The sequence below is a fragment of the Nocardia sp. NPDC051990 genome (assembly GCF_040680755.1).
In the GTDB taxonomy this organism is placed as follows: Bacteria; Actinomycetota; Actinomycetes; order Mycobacteriales; family Mycobacteriaceae; genus Nocardia.
The window spans coordinates 1-17,067 of record NZ_JBFAXH010000004.1; the positions used below are offsets into that span (position 1 = coordinate 1).

Genomic DNA, 17,067 nt, shown 5'->3' on the forward strand with positions numbered 1-17,067 from the left:
GAGTTCGCGGCCCGTCTCGCGTCCGAGTCGTCGAAGCGCATGCGCCGCAGGCGCGAGTCTCGACGGCTCGGACGCGAGACAGCAGGGGGCCGCGAACACGCCGCGCCCGCGCGGCAAATCCAACACAGCCCGCGCGGCCAAAAACCAGTAGCCTCTGGGCGTGTCTACTGGTCGCCCCGAAGGCTCCACTCCCGCGGATGAACGGCCGGTTTCGCTATCGACGGCGCTGCGCGAGAGTCCCGGCGTAGTGCGTTTGGCGCTGATCCGCTTTACCGGTCAGTTCGGTGACGGCATGTTTCAGGCGGCGCTGTCGGGTGCCATTCTGTTCAACCCGGAACGGGAGACCGATCCGCTCGCCATCGCGGCCGCATTCGCGGTCTTGTTGCTGCCGTATTCACTGATCGGGCCGTATGCCGGTGCGCTGCTGGACCGCTGGGATCGGCGGGCGGTGCTGCTGGTGGCCAATGTGGTGCGGGCGGTGCTGATCGGTGCGGTGGGCGTCGGGCTGTTGGCAGTCAGTAGTGCGACACCGTTGTTGTTGCTCGCGCTCGCCGTTGTCGGGGTCAGCAGGTTTGTGCTCGCTGGCGTGTCCGCGGCGCTGCCGAGGGTGCTCGATCCGCACTGGCTAGTGCCCGCGAATTCGGTGCTCGCCACGGTGGCGTCCGGATGTGCCGGTGTCGGTGCCGCCGCCGCGGTCGCGATCATCGGATGGATCGGCGCGGGTAATTTCGCGTCGGCAGTCGCGGTGGCTATCAGTGCTGTGTGGTCGGTTTGCGGTGCGGTATTCGCGGTGGGATTCGGGGCCGGGGTGCTCGGTCCGGCGCCGGGGACCGCGGCGCGCGAAAGTACGGTGCACGCGATCGCGACCGGTCTGCGTCACGGTGCGGCCGCGGTCTGGGGAGCGGTTCGGGTCACCACCGCGATGATCGGCATCGGCACACATCGGATCGTATTCGGCACCAATACGCTGATCATGGTGCTGGTCCTGCGACAGGCGCCCGTCGACGGCGGTGGTGCGAATACCGGGCTGACCCGGTTCGGGCTCACTATCGGCTGTACCGCGGCGGGGATGCTGGTGGCGGCGGTCGTAGCACCGGTGTTGATTCCGCGGCTCGGCCGGTCGCGCACGGTGGTGCTCGGGCTGTTGACCGCGACCGTGGTGCAGTTGGCGCTGGTCACGCCGACCGCGATCGCGACGGCGGGGACCGCGGCGCATCGGGCGCATCAATTGCTGCTGGTCGCGGCATTCCTGTTCGGGCTCGCCGGGCAGACCATCAAACTGACCGGCGATGCGTCCATGCAGATGGATATCGATGACACCAGGCGTGGTCAGGTATTCGCATTGCAGGACACCGTATTCAATATCGCGTTCGTCCTGGCGATCGCGCTCACCGCATTGGTTATCCCGGCAGATGGGCGGTCGATCACGGTGGTGCTGGTCGGCGCCGGAATCTATTGCGCGGGAGTAGCGGCCATTGCCGTGAACAATAGACGCGCGCCGGTCACTCGCTGAACGGCCGTGTCGGGTAGCCGGATTCATCGCCCGACCAGGTGCGATGATCCCGCAGCGCGGCGGCCTGTTCGATCGGGGCCGGCTCCGACCAGCGCGAATCCGGTGTCGGCTCATCGTTATCGGACAAGGCCGCGCCGAATTCGTTGGCGGCGAGATGGTCCGGCTCCGGCTCGGTGCGCTCGATCCAGGCCAACTGTTCGCTGCCCGCATCGTCCGGGCTGCCGGTGATCTGGTGATTCCAGGTGCCGTTGCCGGTCGGATCGGTGAAGAAATGGTCGGGCACACCGTCATCGTCGAGATCCAGCCCGGCCACATCGGCAATGCCGGTGCCGTGCGAATCCCACAGCACGTCATCGACCAGGCCATCGCCGTCGAAGTCGAGTGCCACCGCGTCGTTCATGCCGGACCCGGATAGATCCAGATCCGCCGGACCGGTCCAGACGTGCACCGTGCCGTCACCGGTCCCGAATACGTACTCGATCTCGTTCATATTCGTTTGGACGCGACTGCGCACCGTCCGGTTCCACCCCCAGCGCGATTCGGTCGGGTAAGTTGATCTCCCATCGACCCGAATCGACAGGGAGTCAACCAGGGATGGGATTTCGGCCGAGCGGTACGCGCGTGTACGCGTCGGCGGCCAAATATCCCTGTGCGCCCGCAATCCTCGGTGTACTGCTGGCCGGTGCACTGACTGTACCGACTCCCGTCGCGCAGGCCGCACAGCATCCGTGGGCGCCGCCGCCGATGAACAGTTGCGGCGAGATCGGATTCGACCCCTTGAACCGGGAGCCGGACCCGAACGCACCGCCGCCTCCGCCGCTGCCCCAGCTGCCGCCGCAGATCGATATTCCGGTGCCGGTTCCCGAGATCACGCCGGTTCCGGTCCCTGATCCGCCGCCGGACAACACCCGGATCGATCCGGAGCCGCTGCCGACCGACCCGTGCCGCAACCCGTGCCCGGATATCCGGGATACGCCGAAACCGCCGGATCCCGCCACCGATCCGGACCCGAAGGGCGCGCCCGACACCGGGTCGCGCTCCGGTTCCGGATCCGGATCGAGCTCGGGTTCCGCCGCGATCCGCCTGCCGCGCATAGAAATCCGTCCGGAGATCGAACCCATTCCGATCCCGGTGCCCGGCGGCGAGGTACCCGAACCGCAACCCGCGCCGCCGCCGGTCGTGCACCCGGCCGAACCCGGAACGCTGACCGCCGCCATTGCCCCACCGCTGGTGGAGTCGGTGGCCCTGGTCGGTCAGGTGACCGGGCACGGTTCGGCGAACCGCACCGATATGCGCTGGCAGGTCGACGGCACCGACCTCGGCATCATCTGGGAGACCAAACCGGGTGAGGTCGCCGTGGCCTTCGGCGACACCTTCGGCGATGGTTGGACCAGTGGTGGCGTTGGCGGACCCGACTGGCGTAGCAATGTGCTCGGCTACAGCACCGACCGCGACCTCTCCGACGGCCTCACCATCGACACCATGGTGCAGGACAGCCGTTGTCACGCGACCGAACTGCTGTCCAGTCGCAAGATCAAGAACTGGGAGACGACCACCATCCCGACCTCCGGGTTCGCGATCGGACAGCGCCAGTTCATGAGCTATATGTCGGTGAACCACTGGGGCCGCATCCCCGGTCTGTGGTCGACCAATTACGGCGGGCTCGCCTACTCCGACGACAACGGCCGCACCTGGGTCAAGGATCAGTACGCCAGGTGGGACAACGTCTTCGGACTCGGCCGGTTCCAGGTGGCAGCCATGGTGCCGCAGGGCGATTACGTCTATATGTTCGGCACGCCCAACGGCCGGGTCGGCGTAATCGGTCTGGCCAGGGTGCCGAAGACGGAGGTGCTGAACAAGTCCGCCTATCAGTACTGGGTCGGCGGCACCTGGGCACCCGCGGCCGAAAACCAGGCCACACCGTTGGTTGTCGGTATAGCCAGCGAGTTGTCGGTGCGCTTCGACTCCGGCACCGAACAGTGGCAGATGGTTTACCTGGATTCGGCGCGTGGTGCGATCGTGATGCGGACCGCGGCGAGCCCGCAGGGCGCCTGGACCGATGGTGTCGCGCTGGTCTCGACCGACGACTATCCGAAGGCCTACGGCGGCTTCATCCATCCATGGTCGACCAGCGAGGATCTGTACTTCACCATCTCGGCGTGGGATAGCTACAACGTGTATCTCATGCACGCGAAACTCGATCCGCCGCACTGATCGGGCCCGGATCCGCGCCTACGGTGATTCGGTATGGTGCGGATGTGATCGACCAGCGCATACGCATCCCACACCGGCGGCTCCGGTGACCGGCGCGCCCGGGCCGGGCTGGCAGTTCTGGATCGATCGGGGCGGCACCTTCACCGATGTGGTGGCCCGACGCCCCGATGGCACACTCGTCACACACAAGCTGCTCTCGGAGAATCCGGCGCGCTACGCCGACTCCGCGGTGGCGGGCATTCGCGAAATCCTCGCCGACGCGGGCGGCGCCGCCGCGATCGATGCCGTCCGGATGGGTACGACGGTCGCGACCAACGCGCTGCTCGAGCGCAAGGGGGAACGCACGGTGCTGGTCATCACCCGTGGCTTCCGTGACGCACTGCGCATCGCCTATCAGAATCGGCCGCGGATTTTCGCGCGGGAAATCGTGCTACCGGAGTTGTTGCACGAGCACGTGATCGAGGTGGACGAGCGCGTCATGGCGGACGGCACGGTGCTCGCAGCACCGGATCTCGACGCCCTCGCCGCAGAACTGAAGCCGCTGTACGACAGCGGTATTCGTGCCATCGCCGTCGTCTGCATGCATTCGCATCTGTATCCGGAGCACGAACAGGCGATCGGCCGGGTCGCCGCCGCGATCGGATTTCCGCAGATCTCGCTGTCCAGCGAGGTGAGCCCGCTGATGAAACTGGTGCCGCGCGGGGATACCACGGTGGTGGACGCCTATCTCTCGCCGGTGCTGCGCCGCTATGTCCAACAGGTCGCCGACCAACTCACCGGCGTGCGGCTGATGTTCATGCAGTCCAATGGCGGACTCACCGAGGCCGGACAGTTCCGCGGCAAGGACGCCATCCTGTCCGGTCCGGCGGGCGGCATCGTCGGCATGGTGCGGATGTCCGAACTCGCCGGATTCCACCGGGTCATCGGTTTCGATATGGGTGGAACCTCCACGGACGTATCGCATTTCGCTGGTGAATACGAGCGGGTGTTCATCACGCAGATCGCCGGTGTCCGGTTGCGCGCGCCGATGCTCGATATCCATACCGTCGCGGCGGGCGGTGGTTCGATCCTGCACTTCGACGGCAGCCGCTACCGCGTCGGACCCGATTCCGCGGGCGCGGCACCCGGACCGGCCTGTTATCGCGGCGGCGGGCCGCTGACCGTCACCGATGCCAATGTGATGCTCGGCCGCATCCAATCCGCACATTTTCCGCGGGTTTTCGGACCGGACGGCAATGCGCCGCTCGATGATGCGCTGGTGCGCGAGCGATTCGTGGAACTCGCGGCCGAAATCACGAAGAGCACCGGCGACGATCGCACCCCGGAGCAGGTCGCCGAGGGCTATCTCGACATCGCGGTCGCCAATATCGCGGCCGCCGTCAAGCGAATCTCGGTGCAGAAGGGCCACGATGTGACCCGGTACGCGCTGACCACCTTCGGCGGCGCGGGCGGCCAACTCGCCTGTAAGGTGGCCGATTCCCTCGGCATTCGCACCGTGGTGGTGCCGCCCATGGCCGGTGTGCTCTCGGCCCTTGGAATCGGTCTCGCCGATACCACCGCCATGCGCGAACGTTCGGTGGAGTTGCCGCTGCGCGATGAGTCGATGGACCGTGTCGTCGAGATCGCCGATGATCTGGAGGCCGTCGCGCGCGCCGAACTACTCGGTGAGGACGTGCCGGCGCACCGGGTGCGTATCGCGCGGCGCGCCCAGCTGCGCTACGACGGCACCGACACGACGCTCACCATCGAACTCACCGAACCGGCACGGATGGCAGCGGATTTCGTCGAACGCCACCGCAGCACCTACTCCTTTGTACTGGACCGCCCGATTGTGATCGAGGCGCTTTCGGTCGAGGCGACCGGACTGACCGAACCCCCCGATCTCGCCGACCTGGCCGGGCCGCCCGCGACCGCCGGCGAACCGGAAGCGGTGCGACTGCATACCGGTGGCGCTCTGCGCGAGGTATTCCTTTATCGGCGTGCGGAATTGGTGCCAGGTCGGGCGGTGCGCGGGCCTGCGATCATTACCGAGGCCAACTCGACCACAGTCGTCGACAACGGCTGGCATGCCGTGGTGAACGACCTCGGACATCTGATCATGGAACGGGTCGAGGCCGCGGCCGGACCGGAGGCCGGCGCTGTGTCGATGGGGGTGTCCGCGGAACCCTCCGTGGTTACGCAAGCTACCTCCTCCAGGACCGTCGCTCCCGCCACCGAAGCGGATCCGGTACTGCTCGAGGTTTTCAACAATCTGTTCATGTCCATCGCCGAGCAGATGGGCGCGCGTCTGGAGTCGACCGCGCAATCGGTCAATATCAAAGAGCGCCTGGACTTCTCGTGCGCACTCTTCGATCCCGACGGCAATCTCGTCGCCAATGCCCCGCATATTCCGGTCCATCTCGGCTCGATGGGCACCAGCGTCAAGGAGGTCATCCGGCGCAGGCAGGCCGAGGGCATGCGCCCCGGCGACACCTATGCGGTCAACGATCCCTACCACGGCGGCACCCATCTGCCCGATGTCACGGTGATCACGCCGGTCTTCGACACCACGGGCACCGAAATCCTCTTCTATGTCGCCTCGCGCGGCCATCACGCCGAGATCGGCGGTATCGCGCCGGGTTCGATGCCGGCGAACAGCCGTCGCATCGAGGAGGAGGGCGTCATCTTCGACAACTGGCTGCTCGTCGAGGACGGCAGGTTCCGGGAGAACGAAACGCTGCGATTGCTGACCGAGGCGCCGTACCCGTCCCGCAATCCGGCCACCAACCTCGCCGATCTGCGCGCCCAGATCGCCGCCAATGCCAAGGGCGTCGAAGAAGTACGGAAGATGATCGGGCACTTCGGACTCGATGTCGTCGAGGCGTATATGCGGCATGTGCAGGACAACGCCGAGGAGTCCGTACGGCGCGTCATCGATGCGCTCGACGACGGCGAATACGCCTATGTGACCGATCTGGGTGCGACCATTTGCGTTCGGGTCACCGTGGATCGGGAAAACCGCAGCGCCACCATCGATTTCAGCGGCACCTCGGCGCAGCTCGACGGTAACTTCAACGCGCCGTACGCCGTTGCGAACGCGGCAGTTCTCTATGTCTTCCGCACCCTGGTCGCCGACGATATCCCGCTCAACGACGGCTGTCTGCGACCACTGCGGATCATCGTGCCGCCCGGTTCGATGCTCGCGCCCGAACCGCCCGCCGCGGTCGTCGCGGGCAATGTCGAAACCTCCCAGGCGATTACCGGCGCGCTGTACGCGGCGCTCGGGGTGCAGGCCGAGGGTTCTGGCACGATGAACAACATCACCTTCGGCAATGATCGCAGCCAGTACTACGAGACGATCGGATCCGGATCCGGCGCGGGCGACGGCTTCGACGGCGCGCCGGTGGTCCAGACCCATATGACCAACTCCCGGCTCACCGATCCGGAGGTGCTGGAGTGGCGGCTACCGGTGCTGCTCGAGGAGTTTTCGGTACGCGCGGGCAGCGGGGGCACCGGTCGATGGCGCGGCGGTGACGGTGCGGTGCGTCGGCTGCGGTTCACCGAAGCGGTAGCGGTCTCGACGCTGTCGAGTCACCGTCGGGTGCCGCCGTACGGCATGGCGGGCGGCGCGCCCGGTGCACTCGGACGTAACCGGATCGAGCGTGTCGATGGCACCGTGCAGCACCTGCGCGGCGCGGATTCGGCGCACCTAGAGCCCGGGGACGTGCTGGTCATCGAGACGCCCGGTGGTGGCGGATACGGGAACTGAAAGCCCGATGCCGCCTACGACATCATGGACGACGCCCCCGCTCAGCTTCCGCGGACACGTCCGGCTGGTCGCCGAAACCTTCGGCACGCCAAAGCCATTGACCGTGCACGCCTGGATGATGCGGCCCATGGCGGAACTCGGGTGGACAGCGCACTATCGGTCCTGCGCGGATGACTGAAGGCGTTTGCCGCCACCCGGCACAGCCAGCCGTACACCAGCCCAGCTCGTAGCGGTAACGCCAGCTCAGACTATGTCCTGCGCCGACGCGGCTGGGCCGAATCGGGCGGCGACCAGCGGATCAACACGGGTAGACCTGAACCTCCGCCGCCTTGACCGCGAAATACACCGAACGGCCAGGAGCCAGGTCGAGCTCGGCGGCGGCCGCCGGGGTGACATCGGCGACCAAACCGGCAGAGCCGTCCGGTCGATTCGTCGCCTGCACGCGAATGATCCCACCACGATCGGTGAGTTCCGCGATCTGGACACCGAAGGTATTGCGCGCGCTGCCTTCCGGCGCTGCCCGATGCACCGATACCGCGGTGGGGGAGAAGACCGCCGCGGCCCGCCCGTCCGGCGGCCAGGCGTCTTCGGCCCGACCGTATACCGCCACGTCCTCGGCGAGCACCACGCCCTCGCGCTCGGCACTGCCCGCACCGGCCGTACCGACGATCAGATTGACCCCGGCGATGCGAGCCGCGAAGGCGCTGCGGGGCCGCGCCAGAACCGTTGCCACCGGACCGGATTCGACCACGCGACCCGATTCGATCACCAGCAGCCGATCGGCCAGGGTCAACGCGTCGATGATGTCGTGGGTGACCAGCATCGCGCCGCGCCGCGCACCATCGCCCGGTGCGCAAAGCACCCGGCGCAATAGCGCCCGCATGGCAGGAGCCACCGCCACATCCAACGCCGCCATCGGTTCGTCCAGCAGCAGTAATTGCGGATCGACCGCCAAGGCCCGCGCCAACGCAACCCGCTGTGCCTGCCCACCCGACAGTTCACCCGGCTTGCGCGCGGCCAACTCCACCGCGTCGACAGCCGTCAGCCACTCCAGCGCGACCGCACGCGCGGCCCGCGCCGACAACCCACCACTGCGCGGTCCGAATGCCACATTCTGCGCGACGGTCAGATGCGGAAATAGCATTGCCTCCTGTGCGAGTAGCGCGACGCCGCGCCGATGTGGCGGCACCGCAATGTCTTTCGCGGTATCGGTCAGCACCCGGGTGGCGAGTCGCACCCGTCCCGCATCCGGTCGCACCAGGCCGGCCACGACCTCCAGCAAGGTCGACTTCCCCGCACCGTTCGGTCCGAGGACCGCGAGCACCTCACCATCGGCCATGTCGAATTCCACGTCGAAATCGCGGTCGGCCAGTCGCGCCGAAACCGCGAGTCCGGACCCCTCGGCCACCGTCGATACCGGCGACTCGCGACGCGCATTCGCGCGCCGCAGATACCGCATCATCGGTCGACCGCCGCTCGACGACCGCACACCGAGGAGATCGGGTATCTCATCGCCCCCACCAGCCCGGTATTCGCACCATGCGCAACGACCCGTGAGATTCGACCAGCGCGCATCACCGATCAGTCCCCGCAACCAGCTCGGGCGGTGCCGCGCGGTTGTTCAGCGAACTGCTCCGCAGCACCGTCCCCGGCCCTGGCATCACCCCTGACCTGCGGTAAGCGATGAGCACGATCAACACGGCAACGACAACCAGCACGAATGAAAGCGCCACCGCCGCGGCCGGATCCGCCTCGCGTTCGAGGTAGATCTCCAATGGCAAGGTGCGGGTACGCCCCTGCAGACTGCCCGCGAAGGTGATAGTCGCACCGAATTCGCCCAGGGCACGGGCGAAGGCCAGTACCGCACCGGAAATCAGCGCGGGGCGCAGCAGGGGAAGGGTGACTCGCCAATAGACCGTCGTCGGACCGGCACCGAGTGTCGCGGCGATCTGTTCGTAGCGCGACCCCGCGGTCCGCATCGCCGCCTCCAGCGTGAGCACCAGAAACGGCAATGCCACAAAGGTCTGGGCAAGCACCACGGCCGTCGTACTGAAGGCGATGTGGATTCCGGCCACCTCCAGATGCTTGCCGATCAATCCTTTCCGACCGAACGTGTACAACAGCGCGATGCCACCGACCACCGGCGGTAACACCAAGGGCAGCAACACCATTGCCCGCAACAGCGGCAGCCCGCGCCACGTTCCCCTGGCCAGTACCGCGGCCATCGGCACCCCGAGCACCAGACACAGCACCGTGCTCGCGAGCGCCGTGCGCAGGCTCAACCACAGCGCGTCCTGGGATGCCTTCGTACTCACCGAATCGAAGAAGCGCGACCATTCGACGCCATAGGCCAACGCGAACAAAGGCACCACGACCAGCGCGAACCCGGCCGCGGCGGGCAGCAGCAGCCAGCGCGGCAATCCGGTGGTCACCGATCGTCGGCGCATCACGGTGCGCCGAATCCCGCTCCCGCCAACGCTTCCCGGCCCTTCGGCCCGGTCACCAGGCTCTCGAAATCATGCGCCAGCTGCGCATGTTTCGAATCCGCGAGTACCGCGATCGGATACGTATTGACCGCCGCGGCCGCCTCCGGCATCGGCACCATGGCCACCTTCGCACCCGCTGACGCCGCATCGGTCACGTACACCACACCGGCATCGGCCTGCCCGGAAGTGACCTTCGCCAGCACATCGGTCACCGACGATTCCTCGCTCACCGGCGCGAGCGATACCCCGGCGGAATCGGTGACCTTCTTGGTGGCCCGCCCGCATGGCACCTGCGGCGCGCAGACCACGAGCTGCAAACCAGGCTGTGCCAGATCCCGCAGTCCGGCAAGGTGTTTCGGATTCCCAGGTGCCGTCACAATGGTCAGCACATTGGTGGCGAAGTTCCGCGTCGGCTCGGTAATCCGGCCCGTGTCGACCGCCTTCGCCATCGTCACCGGATCGGCCGCGGCGAAGATATCGGCGGGCGCGCCCTGCGAGATCTGCGCGGCGAGATCCGAGGAGCCCGCAAACGAGAATTCCACTTTCGAGCCCGGATGCGCCGCCTCGAACTGCTGGCCGAGCCCGGTGAACACCTGCTTCAACGAAGCGGCAGCGAAGACCGTCACGGTCCCGGAATCCGTACTCGCACTATCACTTTCACCGGATCCGCAACCGGCCACGAGCAGCACCGCCGAAATCGAGGCAAGTGCGGCAAGTCTCAGTCGGCGGCCGTTTCGACCACGACCGTGGTCGCCTTCACACTCGCCATGGCGACACTGCCCGGCTCCAAACCGAGTTCGCGCACCGCCTCGCTGCTCATCAACGACACCACTGTGAACGGTCCGCATTGCATCTCCACCTGAGCCATGACCGTATCGGCCACCACACGGGTGACCAATCCGGGAAACCGATTGCGTGCCGAACTGGCACTTCCGAGGCGAGTCCGGGGGGTCCGAGCCTGCTCGACAGCCAGGGCCGCGAGTTCCCTGCCCTCGATCACCAGACGACCGGAGGCATCCTTATCCGCCGCCAGCACGCCGGAATCGATCCAGCGCCGCACGGTGTCATCGCTGACCCCCAGCAGTTCGGCCGCATCACGTATCCGGAGAGTCGCCATCCGGTCAGCATAGTTCCGCAAATACGGACAGACCAAGCAATTCTATCCGTATCTACGGATGAAGTCGGCATCAACCGAGGCACGTCATTCCGTGGATACACACGATTGCCCACTGTGCGACCGTGGTCGTGTTCATCGACGCCAAGTACGCTCGGACAATCATGGCCACGTACTTCGATCCGATGTCATGGTCACCGATGCGGGCCGTCGACATGGGTAAACGCCTCTTCGATCAATCACTGCTCGAGCAGTGGCTCGCCTACACCACCGCCTGGGTGGACCCATTGGCCGACTTCGGCGCGGGCACCGTGACCGCGCTCATGCCGGACGTGCTGATGACCGTGCTCAGCGAGGGCATTCTCAGCCGATTCGGCGGCCAAGAGGTCAGCGCCACCCTGCTCGGCCACGATCTGCACGCGACCTTGCGGGTGCTGAAGGTGCGTAGGCGCGGCGCGCATTTCCAGACCAAGACCGTGCTGTCCCGGCTGCACTGGGACGATTACGCGATCGAGCAGGTCACCGTGACCGCACACGGCGTCCGGCTGGTGCCCGGCGTGCCGACGAAGGCGCGGGCGCAACAGCTGGACCTGACCGGAACGGTCGCCACCGAGGCGCTCGTCGGCTGGCTCGATACCCAGCAGCGCGATTGGAAGCTCGGCGTGGACGCGAGCGGATTGATCCGAGCGAAGCATCGAAAACGCCCGATCAGCGTGCTGCTGGAGGCGCAGGTGCGCGACAACCTGCTCGCTGTCGATATCCACCGGGCGAACTGGCTGGGCATCCGGATCCCGCGCATGCTGGTGACCGCGCCGCCGATCCTGCTGGATCGGCTGCCGTACGACGCGCACATCGTGCACGCCACCTGCGAAGGTGATCTGGTCCGGTTCCGAGTAGAGCTGCTGGGCATCACCGGATCGTTCGATTTGGCCCAGATCCGCTCGGCCATTGTGGCGGGCACCACACTGGTCATCTTCTGATCGACCGGCGAACTCCGTTCAGACCTGGGTTTTCCACCATTCCAGCAGCGCGGCCTCGGCCTCATCCCTGGTGAGCGGTCCGCGATCCAGGCGCAACTCCTTCAGGAATCGCCAGGCCTTGCCGACCTCCGGACCTGCCGGAATGCCGAGCAGTTCCATGATCGCGTTACCGTCCAGGTCCGGACGTACCCGATCCAGATCCTCTTGTGCCAGCAGTCCGGCGATCCGCGTCTCCAGCTCGTCATAGGTGCCGCGCAGTGCGGCGGCGCGACGCTTATTGCGGGTGGTGCAGTCGGCGCGGACCAGTTTGTGCAGCCGTGGCAGCAGGTCACCGGCATCGGTAACGTAGCGTCGCACCGCCGAATCGGTCCACTGGCCCTTGCCGTAGCCGTGAAAACGCAAGTGCAGGAACACCAGTCGCGCCACGTCCTCGGTGAACTGCTTTGGGTACTTGAGCGCGCGCATCCGCTTGCGCACCATTTTCGCGCCGACCACCTCATGGTGATGGAAGCTGACCCCACCGCCCGGTTCGTTGCGCTTGGTATCGGGCTTGCCGATGTCGTGCAGTAGCGCGGCCCAGCGCAGCACCAGATCGGGATCGCCCTCTTCCAGGTCGATGGCCTGCTGCAACACGGTCAGCGAATGCCAGTAGACATCCTTGTGCTGGTGGTGCTCGTCGATCTCCAGCTTCATCGCGGGCACCTCGGGCAGCACCAACTGGGCCAGACCCGTCTCGCACATCACATTGACGCCGTCGATCGGATGCGCGGAGGCGATGAGCTTATCCAGTTCGGTACGCACCCGCTCCGCGGTGATCCGCTCGATCTCACTTGCCATCGCGACGATCGCCGCGCGCACCCGCGGCTGTAGTTCGAAGCCGAGCTGCGCGACGAAACGCGCCGCCCGCAGCATCCGCAACGGATCGTCGCTGAACGAATCCTCCGGCGCCGCCGGTGTATCCAGCCTTCCGGCCAGCAGCGCATCCATCCCGCCGAGCGGATCGACGAACTCCAGCGACCCATCGGCCCCGATCTTGACCGCCATCGCATTGACCGTGAAATCACGCCGCACCAGATCACCCTCGAGCGAATCACCGAAGGTGACCTCGGGATTGCGCGACACCCGATCATAGGTATCGCTGCGGAAGGTGGTGATCTCCAATTGCTGATCGGCCTTCGACGCACTCACCGTGCCGAATGCCAACCCACCGGTATCCCACAGATGATCGGCCCACCCCCGCAACAACTCCTGCACCTGCTCCGGCCTGGCATCGGTGGTGAAATCCAGATCCGTGCCCAACCGTCCGAGCACCGCATCCCGCACACTGCCCCCGACCAGGTACAGCGCAAACCCCCGCGCGGCGAACAATTCGCCCAACGGCGTCAACACATCGGACAACCGTCCCAGCGTGACCGCGGCCGCGGCCAGCAATCGGGTACGTCGATCCAACGCTGCATCCTCGGACTTGGGCGAAACCACGAAGTAGCAGCTTACCGAGCCCACACAACCGATATTCCAGCGCAGCCGGACAGCCTGCGCATCCACCTACCGGGACGTCCTGCGCACCTCCCTATATGCACCTCCCTATATATGGAACGCATTTGGCACAAGCCGAGCTGATAACACCACGCAACCACGACGGAGCGGGTCTTACGAGCGAGGAGTTCGCGGCGCGCCGGAGGCACGGCAATTCAGCACAGTAGGATTGCGTGGTGTCTCCGGCCGATCGCGCGAACAGTCGACGCCGCCAGCCCCGGCGCCGCGGTTCGGCCGCCAACGCGGCAAAACCGCGCATGCGCACGGTACGGGAAACCTCGGCGGGTGGACTCGTTGTCGACGGGTTGGACGGGCCGAGCGATAAGCGCAGCGCGGCGCTGATCGGGCGAACCGATCGGCGTGGCAGACTGCTGTGGTCGCTGCCCAAGGGACATATCGAAGAGGGGGAGACGCCCGAGCAGACCGCGATCCGGGAGGTCGCCGAGGAGACCGGAATCAATGGGATCGTGGTCGCCGAACTCGGCAGCATCGATTACTGGTTCGTCACCGAGGGTCGCCGGGTACACAAGACCGTGCATCATTATCTGCTGCGCTCCATCGGTGGTGAGCTCTCCGACGCCGACGTCGAGGTCACGCAGGTCGCGTGGGTTCCGTTGAGCGAGTTGGACTCTCGGCTCGCCTATGCCGACGAGCGGCGCCTGGCCGAAGTGGCGAACCGGATGATCGACCGGATGGAGACCGGCAAGCGATGACCCAGACTTTCCGGCATCGCGCAGCGATTCCGTGGGGGGTGGTGGCCGGGCGACGGGTGGCCCTGTTCCGGATCATCGCGACGGTCCTGACCATTCTCGGCTCGGCGACGGCGGTTCCGGTCTTGCTCGCCCAGCCCGTCGCCGCCCAGCCGACGACGCCGAATAGTTCGTCGTCGCCGAAATTCCTGAAGCTGACCCTGGATTCGGTGAATCCGTCCGCGGTGACCACCACCAGCGATCCGACGCTGACGGTCGCGGGCACCGTCACCAATATCGGCGATCGGGTGGTGCAAGACATCAGCGTCCGTATCCAGCGGGCCGCCGCGGTGTCGACTCCGAGCGGGCTGCGCTCGACCCTGCGACTGGACCAGGTCAATTACGACCTGACCGGTCCGTTCGAAGATATCGCCGATCGGTTGAGTCCCGGCCAGCGCAAACAGTTCACGATCAGCATCCCGTTGCGCTCCAACAGCGGTACGGCGGCGCTCGATATCACCAAGCCGGGCGTTTATCCGTTGCTGATGAACGTCAACGGGGAACCGGCCTATGGCACCCAGGCCCGCCTCGACGACGCGCGGTTCCTGCTTCCGGTGCTCGGCGTGCCAGCCACCGTCGACGGTAGTTCGCCGGTACCCGCCGCCCCCGATACCCCGGTGGCGACAACTCTGCTGTGGCCGCTGGCCGACCGTCCCCGGCTGGTCGCAGGGGTCACCGGGCCACTCAACGGGAAAGCCGAGCTCACCGACGACGAACTGGCCGCATCGCTGGGCAAGGGCGGGCGGCTGGATCAATTGCTCGGGGCCTTGGAATCGGTGCTCGGCACCAACCAGGCCAGTCGTGATCGGACGCTGACCTCGGCGGTCTGTGTCGCGATCGATCCCGATCTGTTGATCACCGCACAGGTGATGACCAAGGGTTATCGCGTGCTGGCCAGCCCTTCCGATCCGGACGGTGCGACCAGGGCGGGCACCGGCGCCGATCAGGCTCGGACCTGGCTGGACCGGTTGCGCGCGGTCGCCGCGTCGACCTGCACGGTCGCGCTGCCGTTCGCGCAGGTCGATGTCACGGCACTGGCCGCCGTCAACGATCCCGAGCTGTCCACCCGGGCGCTGAACGAACCCGCCGAGATCGTCGATTCGATTCTGGCCACCAAGTCGGTGCGCGGGGTGAGCATCCCGGATTCCGGCAGTATCGATGACAGCGCGGGAATGTTGTTGCGCGGCCACGGATTCGGGACCGCCGTACTGGCCGATACCGGTGCCGTCCCGCTCGGCACCGCCGGTACCTGGACGGATTCGCAGCCGATAACCACCGGACGCGGCGGCATCGGTAGTCAGAGCACCGCCAACCAGAGCAGCTCGAGTCCGCCGCTGCCAGAGACGAGCACGCCGGATGTGGTCCGGCTCGCCGAGATCGCCCCGGTGCCCGTCACCGCGGTGCAGACACCGGAACCGCAGACCAGCGCGACACCGACCCCGTCCGCCACCAGTACACCGACCACAAGCACGTCCGCCCCGACCACGAGCCCGGCGCCGGCCAGCGCCCAGACCGCGCCCACCGATCCGGCATTGCACGCGGCGACCTTCGATATCTGGTCCGCGACCGCCCTTGCCGCGGTCGGCTCCAACCCGCCCACCCCGTCTTTCACCCCGGCACACGTCCGCTACGACGTCACCAACGACTCCAGGATGGCCCGCCTACAGGACGCACTCGGCGCCATCACCTGGACCGCGTTGAACCCGGAGCCGAACCGCCCGCGCTCGCTCTTACTGGCTCCGCCGCAGCAGTGGAGCGCGAACCGGGAAGAGGCCACCGCGATCCTGAAACAGGTCGACCTGCTGCTGCGCAATAACCTCGCGACTCCGCGTACGCTCCCCGAACTGGTCACCGAATCGCCCGACCCACAGCCCTACGAACCCGACTATCTGCCGCAGGCCGCGCACGACGCGGTATCGGAGAGTTTCCTGCTGCCGGTCCACGACCAGGCCCGCCGGATCACCGATCTCATGCGCTCGCTCGTCGAGGTGCCCGCGGCCGAGCCGTCACCGAATCAATATCTGACCCCGCTGCGCGACGATCTGCTGCGCGTGCTCACCCTGTCGGACCGGCGCTCCGGCGATTCCGCACAGCCGGATACCTATGCCCAGCGCCGGCTCGACCAGACGACCCGCACATTGGACCGGCTCTACGGTTCGGTCACCGTGCTGCCGCCCGGTGGGGTGTACACCTTGGCCTCCGAACAGAGCCCATTGCTATTGGTCGCGCGCAACAATCTGCCGGTCGCCATCCGGGTGCGGTTCCGGATCGAGGCGCCGACGGAGACAAAGATCACCGATCCGGGTGAAGAGACGCTGCCTCCCACCGGAAGTCGGTCGTTCCAGATCCCGACCGAGGTCACCGACAGCCGTAACCTGGTCATTCCGATCTCCCTTACCACGTCAGACGGTGTCCCACTCGGCAATCCCACCTCGGTCTCGGTGCGTTCGAACGCATACGGTCAGACCTTGGCAATAATTACGGCGTGTGCCGGAATACTGCTGCTCCTGTTGGCCGGGCGCCGGTTGTGGCGTCGGTTCCGCGGACAGCCGGATCCGGCCGACGAGGGTTTCGATCCAGGCACCCGGCGCCGGGTGAACAGGTACCGACGTGCGCGCAGGCGCGTACTACAGCAGGAGCAGCAGGAGGTGGGATGAGTACGAGGACACCTCGCTCGTGCTCGGCTGTCGTCGCTGTGTTCGTTCGGTCGCCCGGCAAGCAGTCGGC

12 protein-coding genes are annotated in these 17,067 nt (G+C 66.5%); 6 read left to right on the plus strand and 6 right to left on the minus strand.

What is annotated here, in order from left to right; genetic code table 11:
• Positions 1-160: 160 nt before the first annotated feature.
• Positions 161-1,513 (plus strand): MFS transporter, encoded by a 1,353-nt coding sequence (locus AB0L63_RS09115; protein WP_364496944.1) that lies wholly within the window; start codon positions 161-163, stop codon positions 1,511-1,513.
• On the opposite strand, the gene AB0L63_RS09120 is transcribed toward AB0L63_RS09115, so the two are convergent.
• Positions 1,503-2,003 (minus strand): hypothetical protein, encoded by a 501-nt coding sequence (locus AB0L63_RS09120; RefSeq protein WP_364496947.1) that lies wholly within the window; start codon positions 2,001-2,003, stop codon positions 1,503-1,505. The genes AB0L63_RS09115 and AB0L63_RS09120 overlap by 11 nt on opposite strands.
• A 104-nt stretch (positions 2,004-2,107) precedes the next feature.
• Between AB0L63_RS09120 and AB0L63_RS09125 the strand changes: the two genes are divergently transcribed.
• Entirely contained in the window at positions 2,108-3,727 is a 1,620-nt protein-coding gene (locus AB0L63_RS09125) for a DUF4185 domain-containing protein (protein ID WP_364496950.1), read from the plus strand.
• An 85-nt stretch (positions 3,728-3,812) separates the two neighbouring features.
• Entirely contained in the window at positions 3,813-7,475 is a 3,663-nt protein-coding gene (locus AB0L63_RS09130; RefSeq protein WP_364496953.1) for a hydantoinase B/oxoprolinase family protein, read from the plus strand.
• A 298-nt stretch (positions 7,476-7,773) separates the two neighbouring features.
• Here the strand turns inward: AB0L63_RS09130 and AB0L63_RS09135 are convergent, their stop codons facing one another.
• From AB0L63_RS09135 to AB0L63_RS09150, 4 genes are all read right to left on the minus strand, one after another.
• Positions 7,774-8,937 (minus strand): ATP-binding cassette domain-containing protein, encoded by a 1,164-nt coding sequence (locus AB0L63_RS09135; protein WP_364496956.1) that lies wholly within the window; start codon positions 8,935-8,937, stop codon positions 7,774-7,776.
• Between the two features lie 112 nt (positions 8,938-9,049).
• Complete coding sequence (locus AB0L63_RS09140) at positions 9,050-9,922, minus strand: ABC transporter permease (protein ID WP_364496959.1); 873 nt, start codon at positions 9,920-9,922, stop codon at positions 9,050-9,052.
• Positions 9,922-10,683: a molybdate ABC transporter substrate-binding protein gene (gene modA, locus AB0L63_RS09145; RefSeq protein ID WP_364498124.1), complete on the minus strand. Its 762-nt coding sequence runs from the start codon at positions 10,681-10,683 to the stop codon at positions 9,922-9,924. The genes AB0L63_RS09140 and modA overlap by 1 nt, the downstream gene beginning before the upstream one ends.
• Complete coding sequence (locus AB0L63_RS09150) at positions 10,680-11,078, minus strand: TOBE domain-containing protein (protein ID WP_364496962.1); 399 nt, start codon at positions 11,076-11,078, stop codon at positions 10,680-10,682. The genes modA and AB0L63_RS09150 overlap by 4 nt, the downstream gene beginning before the upstream one ends.
• A gap of 161 nt (positions 11,079-11,239) precedes the next feature.
• On the opposite strand from AB0L63_RS09150, the gene AB0L63_RS09155 reads away from it, so the two are divergent.
• Positions 11,240-12,055 (plus strand): hypothetical protein, encoded by an 816-nt coding sequence (locus tag AB0L63_RS09155; RefSeq protein ID WP_364496965.1) that lies wholly within the window; start codon positions 11,240-11,242, stop codon positions 12,053-12,055.
• A gap of 18 nt (positions 12,056-12,073) precedes the next feature.
• On the opposite strand, the gene AB0L63_RS09160 is transcribed toward AB0L63_RS09155, so the two are convergent.
• Positions 12,074-13,504, minus strand: coding sequence for a CCA tRNA nucleotidyltransferase (locus AB0L63_RS09160; protein ID WP_364496968.1), 1,431 nt, complete (start codon positions 13,502-13,504; stop codon positions 12,074-12,076).
• A gap of 263 nt (positions 13,505-13,767) precedes the next feature.
• Here AB0L63_RS09160 and AB0L63_RS09165 point away from each other — a divergent pair, with 263 nt between their 5' ends.
• Together AB0L63_RS09165 and AB0L63_RS09170 are read left to right on the plus strand one after the other, a co-directional pair.
• Entirely contained in the window at positions 13,768-14,304 is a 537-nt protein-coding gene (locus tag AB0L63_RS09165) for an NUDIX hydrolase (RefSeq protein ID WP_062981726.1), read from the plus strand.
• Entirely contained in the window at positions 14,301-16,997 is a 2,697-nt protein-coding gene (locus AB0L63_RS09170) for a DUF6049 family protein (protein WP_364496971.1), read from the plus strand. The genes AB0L63_RS09165 and AB0L63_RS09170 overlap by 4 nt, the downstream gene beginning before the upstream one ends.
• The last annotated feature ends 70 nt before the right edge of the window (positions 16,998-17,067 follow it).

Coding starts and splice junctions, on each gene's coding strand:
- AB0L63_RS09120 (WP_364496947.1), bottom strand. CDS start 2,003: ATGAACGAGATCGAGTACGTATTCGGGACCGGTGACGGCACGGTGCAC.
- AB0L63_RS09125 (WP_364496950.1), top strand. CDS start 2,108: ATGGGATTTCGGCCGAGCGGTACGCGCGTGTACGCGTCGGCGGCCAAA.
- AB0L63_RS09135 (WP_364496956.1), bottom strand. CDS start 8,937: ATGATGCGGTATCTGCGGCGCGCGAATGCGCGTCGCGAGTCGCCGGTA.
- AB0L63_RS09140 (WP_364496959.1), bottom strand. CDS start 9,922: ATGCGCCGACGATCGGTGACCACCGGATTGCCGCGCTGGCTGCTGCTG.
- AB0L63_RS09150 (WP_364496962.1), bottom strand. CDS start 11,078: ATGGCGACTCTCCGGATACGTGATGCGGCCGAACTGCTGGGGGTCAGC.
- AB0L63_RS09155 (WP_364496965.1), top strand. CDS start 11,240: ATGGCCACGTACTTCGATCCGATGTCATGGTCACCGATGCGGGCCGTC.
- AB0L63_RS09170 (WP_364496971.1), top strand. CDS start 14,301: ATGACCCAGACTTTCCGGCATCGCGCAGCGATTCCGTGGGGGGTGGTG.